This window comes from Chryseobacterium shigense, from assembly GCF_014207845.1.
Classification (GTDB): domain Bacteria; phylum Bacteroidota; class Bacteroidia; order Flavobacteriales; family Weeksellaceae; genus Chryseobacterium; species Chryseobacterium shigense_A.
Genome location: NZ_JACHLC010000008.1, coordinates 1 through 13,288, shown reverse-complemented (window position 1 = coordinate 13,288; position 13,288 = coordinate 1). Strand labels below are relative to the sequence as shown.

The window sequence follows — 13,288 nt, the reverse complement described above, 5'->3', positions numbered from 1 at the left end:
GATTTTTTACTTTGCATTCTTAAAGTATAAAGTACTAGTTTCAAACTTTGCGTTAAAAAAACACCTAGCCTGCCTATGGAAAAACATTCTTTTGGAGAGTATAATAAACACAAATATTAAAATACAGCAACCTTTTCAGTTTTATTATTATGTTAAATATACTTGCCAAAAAACAGTAAAAAGTATTTTTATTGTAATACCCCATTAAAATTCAGGTAACAGCAGCTGTCTAAATTTGTCCTCAAAAAAATGAAGAAGACTTTAGCTACTTTTGCTGTTTTTTTACTCCCCCTTTACCTTACTGCCCAAGAAATCAACATTTCCGGAAATGTAAAATCCGAAAACGGCTCCGGTATGCCTGGAGTAAGCATTACCGACAAAAATACCGGAAAAACTGCCATGACCGATGAAAGCGGTAATTTTACCATCTCCGCCAATCCGAAAGACATCCTTGAATTTCATGCTCAGGATTTCACAATGTATTCTGTAGAAGTTTCTTCCAAAAGGCAGTACTCTGTTGTTTTGAAAAAAGCTAATGAAAAACAAATTGAAGGAATTGTTATTACCGCTTTAGGCATTGCCAAAAAGAAAGAAAAGATAGGCTACGCTACCCAGGAAGTAGGTACCAAACAGTTTGAAACCATCACCACCCCAAGTATAGGAAATTTATTTTCAGGACAGGTGGCCGGACTTAATGTTTCTAATCCTACAGGAATGCAGCAGGCACCACAGTTTACATTAAGAGGAAATTCCAATCTTGTTTTTGTGATCGATGGTGTGATCGTGGAAAAAGAAGTATTCCAGAATCTTGATCCCAATAATATTGAAAATATCAATGTTTTGAAAGGGGCAACCGCCTCCGCACTATATGGTTCAAGAGGAAGATACGGAGCTGTTCTGATCACAACGAAAAGTGCTAGGAAAAAAGGTTTCTCCGTAGAATTTTCACAAAATACGATGGTAACAGCAGGATTCACCAATCTTCCCAAAACACAGAACGAGTACGGAAACGGATCTCATGGAAAATACGAATTCTGGGACGGAGCCGACGGCGGTGTAAATGATGGTGATATGATCTGGGGGCCGAAATTTGTTCCCGGATTGAAAATTGCCCAATGGAACAGCCCAATCAGGGATAAACTGACTGGACAGGTAATTCCCTGGTATGGAGCGGTATCAGGAACGCTGTACAATGACAAATCAAGATACGAAAGAGTACCAATCGACTGGAAATATCATGATAACTTAGATACATTTTTAAAGCCTGCGGTAATCAACAATAACAGTTTCGCAGTAAGCTATAAAAACAATAAGGACATCTACAGGCTCTCCGGGAATTTCATGAATTATGACGACAGGATTCCGGGTTCTTACCTACAGCGTTACGGCATCAATTTCTCTTCTGAAAACCGTTTGGGAGAAAAATTAACTTTTGATACCAAATTCAATTTCAATCAAACCTTCACGCCTAATATTCCCAACTACGACTACAACCCAAGCGGACATATGTATACCATCCTGATCTGGATGGGAGCTGATGTGGACGGAAGAGACCTTAAAAACCATATGTGGATTCCCGGGAAAGAAGGTACCGCACAGGCTAACTGGAATTATGCATGGTATAATAACCCGTGGTTTGGAGCTGAATATTATAAAAATAAAAACAGGACCAACGTTATCAATGCACAAACCGGCCTGGAATATAAAGCAACTGAAGATTTCTCGGTAAAAGGTAAGATATCAATTGTCGAAAACCACAATAAGCAGGAAATATTAAGCCCTTATTCTTATTTCAATTACAGCGCTCCGAGAAGTGGCGGCTATCTTCTGAATGATACCAAAACATGGAATCTCAATTCTGATATCTTAGCTACTTACAAGAAAAAAATATCTGATAATTTTGATTTCACAATCAATGCCGGAGGATCAACATTTTATTATAAAAACAATATCGACAATGCATCCACAGACGGACTGAAAATTCCTGAACTATACACACTGGAAAACTCAACCGGTGCTGTAAAGTATTATGATTACCTTAAGGAAAAACTGATTTACAGTGCCTACTCAACCATTGATATTGGATTGTACAATGCTTTTTTCATCAACATTTCAGGACGTAATGACTGGTCATCTACCCTTCCGAAAGCCAACAGGTCTTACTTTTATCCTTCCGCATCGGTAAGTACTGTTATTTCTAATCTGGTGAAAATGCCGGAAGCCGTTAATCTTTTAAAACTTTCAGCTTCGTGGGCGAAGGTGGCTTATGATTTCCAGCCCTATTCAATAAGGAATTACTATCTGAATAATAAAGGGGCCACTTTTAACGGAAACCCGATGTTCAACTATCCTACCATCCTCAATGTTGAAAATTCTTTAAAACCTGAACAGACAAAATCTTATGAATTGGGATTAAGTGCAGGATTATTCAAGAACAGGGTTACTTTAGACGTTACCTATTTCAGAACATTAGACTATAACAACATCCTTGAATTCCCGGCAGCACCTTCATCAGGTTTTACTTCGCAATATGTAAACGGGAATGAATATACGACAAAAGGCCTGGAAATCTCTTTAGGACTGATTCCTGTAAAAACAGCCAATTTTACATGGAGATCCCTGATCAACTGGAGCACTTATGAGCAGAAACTCACCTCTATTTATGATGATATGCCAAACTACAACAATATCAAGCTCGGTGAAAGAATGGACAGCTTCTACGATTATATCTGGAAGAAATCCCCTGATGGAAAAGTAATTCTAAATGCCGCTACAGGAATGCCTACAAGAGCGGATGCACCAAGCAATTTAGGTCACTTCAACCCGGACTGGACTTTCGGCTTTAATAATACATTTAAGTATAAAAAATTCTCCTTAAACATTGGAATTGACGGAAGCATAGGCGGTGTTATGAGATCACAGGTCGTAGAAAAAATGTGGTGGGGCGGAAAACACCCGAACTCAACCGCCTACAGAGACCTTGAATATGCCAATCCGGGAACGTATTATTTCGTACCGGACGGTGTGAATTACAATGCAGCTACCGGAACTTATACTCCACATACAAAACCGATCAGTTTTCAGGACTGGGCACAGAATTATCCTTACCAGGCAAGGGTAACGGAAGATGAAAGTGAATTGTTTGCGAATGTTTTCGACAGAACTTTCATCAAATTGAGATCTGTGGTACTGGAATATGATTTCTCCTATCTCCTTAATCCGAAAGGAATGATCAAAAATTTCACAGCCAATATTTCAGCATATAACCTTGCCATGTGGAAAAAGTCTAAAAATCTTTATTCCGATCCGGATTATCAGCTTAAGAAAAGAGATGACAATGATATCCAGGACCCTTCCAGCAGATGGATAGGAATCGGCTTTAATCTAAAATTTTAATTAACAAGCACCTGAACAATGAAAAACAATATAAATGTTGCAGCAAAAAAGCAAAACGGTAAAAAAGTTAAATGGCTGAAAAGATCCGTTATAAAATCGGTTGTCTTTGCAGGACTTCTTATCCTGTCTTCCTGCGAAACGGATCTTGATAAGATCAACGAAAATCCTAATGATCAGGCCAGCGTAGATCCCAAAGTTCTTTTAACGTATGTTTCAAAAGATGCTTTTCAGGTAAATGGCGATAATATGTATGCCTCAAGAATGATGATCGGTACCGACGGAGAAAATACCTATCAGTACATGAAATGGAATGATGCTTCCTTCGAAGTATACACAAAAGGCATTCTGAACACGGTAAAAATGATGCAGGAAGCCGAGAAAATCAACAATAAAAATTACAGCGCCATCGGTAAATTCTACAGAGCCTATTATTTCTTTAATTTAAGCTTAAAATTCGGAAGCATTCCATACACAGAAGCTGCCAAAGGCGAATCCGGAATTACCCAACCTAAATACGACAGCCAGGAAACAGTAATGGCAGGAATTTTATCTGAACTGAAGGAAGCCAATGACCTGATTAATTCCAATGATAAAATTGAAGGTGATATCATCTACAACGGCGATGCTTCAAAATGGAAAAAGCTGATCAACTCTTTCCGTCTGAAAATCTTAATCACTATGTCTAAAAAAACTACGCTGGGAAGCTATAATATAGCGACTGAGTTCGCTTCTATTGCAGCCAACCAGCCTTTAATGACCTCTATTTCAGATAACGGAGAACTTAAATTTGCAGATGCAGCAGACAGCAGATATACCATGTTTAACAACAGCGGTTACGGATCAAGCTTATATATGGCTGATTATTTTATCAACTTTTTCAAAGCCAGACAGGATCCTCGCCTTTTCACTTTTGCAGCACAGACTACAGCTGCCAAAGAAGCAGGAAAACCTGTTACAGATTTTACAGGATATAATGGTGGTAATCCAACCTCTTCCTATTCCGATAACGCAGCTTTAATCACCGCAAAGAATATTTCTAAAGTAAATGACCGTTTTTATAAAGATCCCACCAATGAGCCATCTTCAGTTTTGAGCTATTCGGAGCTGGAGTTTATTCTGGCCGAAGCAGCAGCCAGAGGATGGATTTCCGGATCAGCTAAAACGCATTACGACAATGCCATAAAAGCAAGTTTCAGTTTTTATCAGACTTATGTCAAAAATTCGGGACAATATTTTTCAGGGTTCAATGTGAACCAGTATTTGGCAGCTCCGTTGGTAGTTTATAATGATGCCGATCCGCTTCAGTCTCGTTTAGAAAAAATCATGACCCAGAAATACATGACAATGTTCCACCAGAGCCAGTGGACTTCTTATTACGATTATTTAAGAACTGGATATCCTAATTACCCTTTACAGGCGGGAGTTTCTGCACCATTAAGATTCAGATATCCGCAAGCTGAGTATAACTATAACAGCACCAATCTGAAAGCTGCACTAACTGCTCAGTACGGAGGAAACGACAATATCAATTCCAAACCGTGGTGGCTTCAATAATGCATAAATATTTATATAAAAAACAGGTAAACCGCAGGAAAATCCAATTAACTTGCGGTTTATTTCTAATTTAGACTGAACATGAACAGAAGAGAATTTTTAGAAAAATCAAGTCTTTTGCTGGCCGGGCTGGGAACTTCAAGCGTTCTTCACCCAGCTATTTTAAAAGCACTGGCCATTGAACCTGCAGCACTTTCTACCTTTTATGATGCAGAACATGTTGTGATCCTGATGCAGGAAAACCGTTCTTTCGACCATGCTTTCGGAGCATTAAAAGGAGTAAGGGGTTTTCTTGATAAAAGAGCTTTCGTTAAAGAAGACGGCCATTCCGTTTTTTTTCAAAAAGATGACACGGGCAAATATGCTTCACCTGCCAGATTAGATCTCAGAAATACAAAATCTACATGGATGAGCTCTCTGCCACATTCATGGGCGGATCAGCAGAAAGCTTTAAACAAAAGAAAATACGACAAGTGGCTTCAGTTTAAGGCTTCCGGGAATAAAGATTATAAAAATATCCCGCTTACGTTAGGCTACTATAACCGGGAAGATCTCCCTTTTTATTATCAGCTGGCGGATGCATTCACAATATTTGACCAATATTTCTGCTCTTCGCTTACGGGAACAACTCCGAACAGGCTTTTTCACTGGTCGGGAACACTTAGAGAGCAGCAAAACGGAAAAGTAAAAGCCAACATCTACAATGAAAATATTGATTATGATAAAGCAAGACAGGCACACTGGAAAACCTTTCCCGAAATTTTAGAAGAACAGCATGTTTCATGGAAAATATATCAGAACGAGATCAGTCTTCCAAAAGGGATGTCCGGTGAGCAGGAAGCCTGGCTGAGTAATTTTACAGACAATCCCATTGAATGGTTTTCAAAATTCAATGTCAAATTTGCAAAAGGTTATCATCAGAATATTCCTAAAATTATTGCTTACCTGAAAGAAGAGGTCGGAAAAAATCCTGATCAGCAGAAAAGACTTGAAGCGATGATTGCTGAGCTTGAAGAAGATCAGAGAAAATATACTCCTGAAAATTATTCCAGACTTTCACAGCAGGAAAGAAACCTTCACGAAAAAGCCTTTACCACTAATATTAACGATCCCGATTATTGGAATCTTGAAATCGGGAATGATGAAACCGGAGAAAGGCTGGTGGTCCCGAAAGGAGATATACTCTTCCAATTCCGGAAAGATGTGGAAGAAAAAAAGCTTCCGCTGGTTTCATGGCTGGTAGCTCCCGAGCATTTTTCGGATCATCCCGGATCGCCGTGGTATGGAGCATGGTACATTTCAGAAGTTTTAAACATTCTGACCAAAGATCCTGAGATGTGGAAAAAAACTATTTTCATTATCAATTATGATGAAAATGACGGATATTTTGATCATGTTCTTCCTTTTGCCCCTCCGCTGAATCCAAGCCAGCCGATTGATATGAACAGCAAAGAAGGTGTGGAATATGTAGACAAATCCCAGGAATATATGTCTTCTCTTCCATTAAAAGATCATGAAAGAATAGAAGGTACTGTTGGACTGGGATACAGGGTTCCGATGATCATTGCATCACCCTGGACAAAGGGTGGTTTTGTAAACTCCGAAGTTTCGGACCATACTTCTGTTCTACAATTCCTGGAGAAATTTATTCAGAAAAAATACGGCAAAAATGTTAAGGTTGACAATATCAGTGACTGGAGAAGAGCAGTATGCGGTGATCTGACTTCTGCTTTTAATTCTTCCGGCACAAAAGCTCCCCAGATGGATTATCTTGATCAGAAAGATTATGCCAAAACCATCAATGCAGCCAAAAGCAAACCTGTTCCGGACCTGAAATGGTATTCGGAAAATGAAATCAGCGACAGTCTTCTGGAAATTCAGGAAAGAGGAACCAAACCTTCCCATCCGCTTCCTTATCATTATCATGTGAATCTGGAAAACGGAAAGATCAGAATGACGAATTTAAAAGAAACCGGTATTCCGTTGTTGATTTATGACAGAACACAATTTAACAATGGGAATTATCATTTCTCTTATGCTTTGTACTCAAAACAGGAACTCTCACATATTGTAAATCCCGGAAAATATGATTATGAAGTTTTCGGACCTAATGGTTTTTTCAGAAAATTCAGCGGAAACAATGTTTCTGAAACAGAAGTACTCTTCATCAATAACAATTCAAAAAATGAGGCCCAATTAATTTTTAAAAAGAAAAAAGGAAATGCGTCTGTTATTGTAGAAGATCTTTATGGGAAAAATAAAAAGACAGTCTCTTTACATCATGCAGAAGAAAAAATAACTGTTGATCTCAGCAAAAATAAAGGTTGGTATGATCTAAAAGTCATACTTGACGATCATATCTGGCATTTTGCAGGAAGAATTGAGACCGGAAAAGTTTCTATTTCGGATCCTCACTGGGCATAAACCCGACAAATAACAAAAATGAGAGCCCTGCACAAATGATGCAGGGCTTTCATTATGATTAAAATCATAGATTGATATCACAATTTTATATAATTTTCATGCATATATCTTAATACATAAAGTAATATTGTAAATGAATAATTAATAATAATTAAAAAACATAATTTTATTATCATTTATCGTTGATTTTTATTAAATTCACCTAACTAATTAACAAGCATCATGAAAAAATCGAACCTAAGCCTTGCGGTATGCTTAATTACAGCCGCATTTTCCGGTAGCTTACAAGCACAAGACACTAATACGGACAATCACACTGTCACAATTTCTATTCCCGAAGTTGCGTTGGTAGATATTGAACCTGCTGCCACAAAAAACATTACGTTAGGTTTTACAGCTCCAACAGAAGCGGGTAATCCTATTACACCAACCACATCCAACAATACGCTTTGGCTGAATTATTCGTCTATTAAATCGGTAGCAGACCCTACCCGTAATGTATCTGTAAAAGTAAATGCGCTTATTCCGGGAGTTGACATCCATGTAACAGCTGCCGCCGCTACAGGCAGTGGAGGAGGTACATTGGGCACACCGGCAGCACAGCTTACACTAAGTGCAGCAGATCAGACCATTATTTCAGGGATTGGAAGTGCCTTCACAGGAAACGGAGCCAATAACGGTCATAACCTTACCTATGCACTGGCAGCAGGAAGCGGCCCCGGAGGCGTAGCCGTGTATGCAGATCTACAGGCAACAGCCACTACTGTAGCAACAGTTACCTATACGATCTCAGACAACTAGCCTAACCAAGTTTTCAATTTAAGATAAAACAGGAAGAAATTATCTATCAGTTTCTTCCCGGTTTTATATTGTCTATAATTTAATTTTCAAACTTTACATAATTATGATAAAGCGCATTTTCCTTTTGATGTTTCTGATGCTGCAGTTTAGTTTTTTGCATGCGGGTATTGTTGTTCTAAACGGTCTTACCCATACTTACAAAGTGGAAAACGGAAAAGTGTATAAAGGAAAAATCGGTATTGAAAATACAGGCAGCACTCCTCAGACCGTAAAATTATTTTTACAGGACTTCATCTATAAGGCTGACGGGTCCATAAACTACACCACTATACACACGAATAACAGAACTAATGGTGACTGGATCAGGCTTAATACAAACCTGATTACATTGAAGGCAAAGGAAAAAACCGAAGTATTCTATGAAATTACAGTTCCCGATCAGCCCGCCGATCCCGGAAGTTACTGGAGTGTCATCATTGTTGAGCCTGTAGAAGATATTAAGCCAAGTAATGATAAAATAGGAGTGAATATCACTTCTGTGATACGCTATGCTATTCAGGTCATTACCGATTATGAACCGGAAAAGGCAAAACCTGATCTAAAATTTGAAAGTGTAAAAATAGAAAAAGAAGACGGAAAGCAAACCGCAAAAATTGCGATAGCCAACAGCGGTAATCTGTATTGTAAACCAACAGTAACTATTGAAATTTATAACAGAAAAACCGGAGAACGTATTGGAAGCTATACAAGCATTGCAATGGGATTATTACCGCAGACCTCCAAATCATTTTATATTGATATCAGCAAAATTCCGGCAGACCAATACAAGGCCGTACTTATAGCTACGGATGAGGAAGACAATGCATTTGCACTCAATGTGGAATTAGAAATAAAGAATGATTAAAAACTGGATTTTATATATTGTCCTTTTATCACTATTCCCGGCACAAACTTTTTCTCAACAGCTGTCCAGTAAACCGGCCGGCAAAAAAGATAGTCTTATGCCGGGAATGTCTACTTCTATTTCCTTTTCTTTAGAAAATATTTCAGCGGAAGACAGAGTTTACGATATGACAGTTACCGCTTCAAGCCCTTTCATTGCACCTATTTTAGCAAAAGGAGAATTTAAAATAGCAGCTGGTGAAAAAACAGTTTATATTGTTCCCGTTCGTATTGCGGCAGAAGCTGTACAGGGCCAGTATTCTGTTATTCTTCATGCAGCGGACCAGAATGACGGAATAATTTTTACAAAAACCTCACAGATAACAATTTCCGGAAACAGAAAACTTAGCCTGACCGCATTAAATTCACCGGAGTTTATCCGGGCAGGTGAAACAATCCGGGCATCTTTTCTTTTGAAAAACAACGGAAATATAAGTGAAAAACTGATTCTTGAAAGTAAAAATGCCGTAGTAGACAATGATGCTATTATAACCTTAGCACCGAACGAGTCAAAAATAATTGATATCTATAAAATTACCAGTCCGGAGCTTGGGCAAAATGAGTTTCAGAATCTCAACCTTTCTGTTTATTCTCCGGATAATCCAAAAGAAAACCAGACTGCTTACGTTAGTATAAAAGTAATATCAGTAAAGCCTGTAGAAGATGATATTTACCACAGGTTACCTGTTTCGGCATCTCTATCATTTATCGGAATGAAGAACATGGGGGTTTACAATGATGGTTTTCAGGGAGAAATTTACGGGAAAGGAAGCCTGGATAAAGAAAATAAAAACCAGATAGAATTTCACGCCGTGTCAGCCAATCCTGTTGAATTCAATTCTTTTACCCAATATGAAGAATATTTCATTAATTATAAAAGGGATAATTTTTTTGTTCATTTTGGGGATAAGATGTATTCTGCTTCTTACTTAACGGAATTTGCAAGGTATGGCCGTGGAGCGGAAGTCCGTTATGATTTAAAAAAGATCAGCCTGGGAGGGTTTTACAATCATCCGCGATTTTTCAGGGATATCAAGGATGAGTTTAATGTTTATTCCACCTTTAAAATCCGCAAAGAATCTGAAATCACCGCAGGATATCTTTATAAAATTCCGAGGAAAGGAGAAATTAATTTTGGAAATGTAAGGCTGTATTCTGAAACGCACCTTCCTTACACAGCCGGAAAATTTAAACTTTCAAAAAATATAACTATTTCCGGTGAAGCTGCGTACAGTAAAAATAAAGAAATGGACGGAACCGCTTATATGGCCCAGGCTCAGGCCACTTTTGAAAGGCTTAACGGTAATATTATGTATATGAGAGCAAGCCCGCACTTTGCAGGATATTTTACCAATACCAGTACGTTTAACGGAAATCTTCAGTATACCCTTTCCAGAAAGATCAGTGTATTTGCCAATTATGTACAGGACGCCAGAAATTTCCAAAGGGATACTTTATTTCTGGCAGCTCCCTACAGAAGTTTTCTCCAATACGGAATACAGTACAAATATCTGCGAAACGGCATGGTTACATTATACAATGGATTCCAGAAATATCAGGACCGCCTGGAACCTAAACAGTTTGATTATTATGAACGGTATTTTAAAGTAAGTGTTGACCAGCAGATAGGAATGTTTCAGGTAAACCTGCAGGGGCAGTTTGGAAAAACAAATAATTACCTGAGCGGATTTAACGGAAATTCCAGTTTTTATACTGCCAATATTGCCTTTGAAAAGTTCAAAACGTCTTTTAATATTTATGCGAGCTATGCCGTCACTTCAAGATATCAGATGCAGAATGAAAAGCAAATTTATTACGGAGCCAGAATCTTCAGCAGGTTTTCTGATAAGAACAGCCTGAGTCTCTTTTACCAGAATAATTACGTACCCGAGGAATATTTCAGAGACAGGAATCTTTTTGAAGTTTTATATCATCAGCAGCTTTTTCCGGGCAGCGATCTCTATTTATCCGGAAGATATTCATTACAGCGTGGTGAACTGGGTAATAAGGATTTTATATTTTCGCTGCGTTATACACTCCGTCTCAATGTACCTGTACAAAAGACTGCCGATTATACTTCTCTTTCAGGAAACATCAGTAATCTGGGTGTAAAAAAGACGGAAGGGATCAGATTAATGCTTGGCAGCAACTTATCTGTAACGGATAAGGATGGAAATTACCTGTTCAAGAATATTGTCCCGGGAGATTATTTTTTGGAGATAGACCGTTCTACGACAGAAATTAATGATATTCCCAATATTTCCTTACCTGCATCATTACATCTTATCAATAAAGAGAATGTTTTCAATTTCGGGTTAACAACTGCATCAACGATTAAAGGAATCATCCTGCTTTCTGAAGATGAAGACAAAAATCAATACAGCTTTGCACAGTTTCAGCCTAAAACAGAAAAAAAGAAAAGACAAAGCATCATTATTGAAGTGTCAGATGGTGAACAGACTTACCGGAAAATAGTATTTATCGGTGAAACATTCGATTTTACTTACCTGCGCCCGGGAGAATGGAAAGTTAAGCTGTATAGAAACGGTCTGGATAAAAAGTATAAAATAGCGGCAGATTCATTTCAGTTCAGTATCAAGCCTTCCCAAATACAGAGCATGGCTATTCATATTGTTAAGCAGCAAAGTGAAATCAAATATCAGCAGGAAACGATAAAGGTAGGATATAACGAAGTAAAAAAGAAAAAATGAAATTTAAAGAGCATCTCATATGTCTGATTTTTTGTCTGATGTCTGCCCCAATCTTCTCACAGACACTTATCGCTGTGACACTTCCCATTGTCACATTATTGGATATAGAGCCAACAGGAACTTTCACACTGAATTTTACTGCTCCCACAGAAGCGGGACAAGCTTTAACCACTCCCGCAGCCAATACTACAAAATGGGTTAATTATACTTCCGCAATTGCTTCCGGAGGTCTTACGAGAAGGGTTACAGCATCTATTAATCAGACCATTCCCGGTGTTAATATAAATATACAGGCTGCTGCTGCCTCCGGAGCCGGTGGAGGAACATTAGGTACACCATCCGGGATTGTTACCTTATCAACAACGGCAGCAACCATTATTACAGGAATAGGAGGTGCTTTTACAGGGACGGGAGCCAATAACGGACATAGACTTACCATCAGTCTTGCTGTAAATTCTTATGCCAACCTTTCGGCCAGAACAAATACACCTGTTATCATTACCTATACTATTACCGAATAAATTAAAAAGAAATGAAATGTATCAGTATTATTCCCGATAAAAAACTTTTGACAAAATATATCTGTTTTATTTTTATCATGCTTAACTGTTATTACAAAGCACAGTCGGTAGCAGTCTCAGGAACGAACTGGACTGCAAGTATTCCCAGTATTACAGAAGCGGGAAGTAATTATGCAGGGACTTATGCCAGTGCAACTAATCAGACTATTCTCAATGTGGGTTTACCCGCATTACTTGGAAGTGTAAAAGTGTATGTTCATTATGAACCTAATCCTACCTGGAACAATTCCTTAGTTTTATCAGCAAAGAGAACAAGCAACGGAACCACTTTATGTGTAGGATGTACTATATCAGGGGGAACTGCTTATCAGACGGTAACCCAAACTGCTCTTGAATTATTCAGAATATCCACAATCTTATCCGTTACGTCTTATAGTGGGATTAATATACAATATCAGCTAAGCGGAGTATCTGTAACGATTCCTGCAGCAACTTATAATAGTAAAATAGTATTTACTGTGAGTAATTAATCGTTAGTGAATTAATTATGAGTGATGGGTTATAGGTGAGTGTTTTTCATTTGAACCACAGATTCCACGGATTTCCACAGATGCTGGTGGATAAGAACAGCAAGGAATGATAATCTTATGCTATTAACAGATCGCTCCTACGGAGCTCCCGGCTTATGGCTTATGGCTTATGGCTTATGGCTTATGACAAAAATAATGTAATAATGTATAATGCATATAGCGGTATTTCCGATGGATCATTCAATCTTAGGTATGATCTATATTTATGGATTATGGATGAATATAGCTTATAAATATGGAGTAAGTCTCCAAACAAAAAAAGTCTCATACAACAGTGTTGTATGAGACTTTTAATAAAAACTGGCGGCGACCTACTCTCCCGCTTTCGCAGTACCATCGGAGCTGGTGG

General features: G+C 38.2%; 8 protein-coding genes. All 8 read left to right on the top strand.

Annotation, left to right across the window (positions count from 1 at the left end; translation table 11 throughout):
- The first annotated feature begins 249 nt into the window (after window positions 1-249).
- A complete protein-coding gene (locus HNP36_RS18485) occupies window positions 250-3,396 on the top strand; it encodes a SusC/RagA family TonB-linked outer membrane protein (protein WP_184167318.1) in 3,147 nt (1,048 codons plus the stop codon).
- 18 nt (window positions 3,397-3,414) lie between these two features.
- Window positions 3,415-4,950 (top strand): SusD/RagB family nutrient-binding outer membrane lipoprotein, encoded by a 1,536-nt coding sequence (locus tag HNP36_RS18480; protein WP_184167315.1) that lies wholly within the window; start codon window positions 3,415-3,417, stop codon window positions 4,948-4,950.
- A gap of 81 nt (window positions 4,951-5,031) precedes the next feature.
- A complete protein-coding gene (locus HNP36_RS18475) occupies window positions 5,032-7,374 on the top strand; it encodes a phosphocholine-specific phospholipase C (protein ID WP_184167312.1) in 2,343 nt (780 codons plus the stop codon).
- A 222-nt stretch (window positions 7,375-7,596) separates the two neighbouring features.
- Window positions 7,597-8,175, top strand: a complete 579-nt coding sequence (locus tag HNP36_RS18470) for a hypothetical protein (protein WP_184167309.1) — start codon at window positions 7,597-7,599, stop codon at window positions 8,173-8,175.
- A 103-nt stretch (window positions 8,176-8,278) separates the two neighbouring features.
- On the top strand, window positions 8,279-9,079 hold the full coding sequence (locus HNP36_RS18465) for a WxL protein host-binding domain-containing protein (RefSeq protein WP_184167306.1): 801 nt from the start codon (window positions 8,279-8,281) through the stop codon (window positions 9,077-9,079).
- On the top strand, window positions 9,072-11,828 hold the full coding sequence (locus HNP36_RS18460; RefSeq protein ID WP_184167304.1) for a hypothetical protein: 2,757 nt from the start codon (window positions 9,072-9,074) through the stop codon (window positions 11,826-11,828). Before HNP36_RS18465 ends, HNP36_RS18460 begins: the two co-directional genes overlap by 8 nt.
- Window positions 11,825-12,349 carry a hypothetical protein gene (locus tag HNP36_RS18455; protein WP_228456440.1) on the top strand — a complete coding sequence of 175 codons (525 nt, stop codon included), beginning with the start codon at window positions 11,825-11,827 and terminating at the stop codon, window positions 12,347-12,349. The genes HNP36_RS18460 and HNP36_RS18455 overlap by 4 nt, the downstream gene beginning before the upstream one ends.
- A gap of 11 nt (window positions 12,350-12,360) precedes the next feature.
- Window positions 12,361-12,879: a hypothetical protein gene (locus HNP36_RS18450; RefSeq protein WP_184167301.1), complete on the top strand. Its 519-nt coding sequence runs from the start codon at window positions 12,361-12,363 to the stop codon at window positions 12,877-12,879.
- Window positions 12,880-13,288: the final 409 nt, after the last annotated feature.

Coding starts and splice junctions, on each gene's coding strand:
- HNP36_RS18485 (WP_184167318.1), top strand. CDS start 250: ATGAAGAAGACTTTAGCTACTTTTGCTGTTTTTTTACTCCCCCTTTAC.
- HNP36_RS18480 (WP_184167315.1), top strand. CDS start 3,415: ATGAAAAACAATATAAATGTTGCAGCAAAAAAGCAAAACGGTAAAAAA.
- HNP36_RS18475 (WP_184167312.1), top strand. CDS start 5,032: ATGAACAGAAGAGAATTTTTAGAAAAATCAAGTCTTTTGCTGGCCGGG.
- HNP36_RS18470 (WP_184167309.1), top strand. CDS start 7,597: ATGAAAAAATCGAACCTAAGCCTTGCGGTATGCTTAATTACAGCCGCA.
- HNP36_RS18465 (WP_184167306.1), top strand. CDS start 8,279: ATGATAAAGCGCATTTTCCTTTTGATGTTTCTGATGCTGCAGTTTAGT.
- HNP36_RS18460 (WP_184167304.1), top strand. CDS start 9,072: ATGATTAAAAACTGGATTTTATATATTGTCCTTTTATCACTATTCCCG.
- HNP36_RS18455 (WP_228456440.1), top strand. CDS start 11,825: ATGAAATTTAAAGAGCATCTCATATGTCTGATTTTTTGTCTGATGTCT.
- HNP36_RS18450 (WP_184167301.1), top strand. CDS start 12,361: ATGAAATGTATCAGTATTATTCCCGATAAAAAACTTTTGACAAAATAT.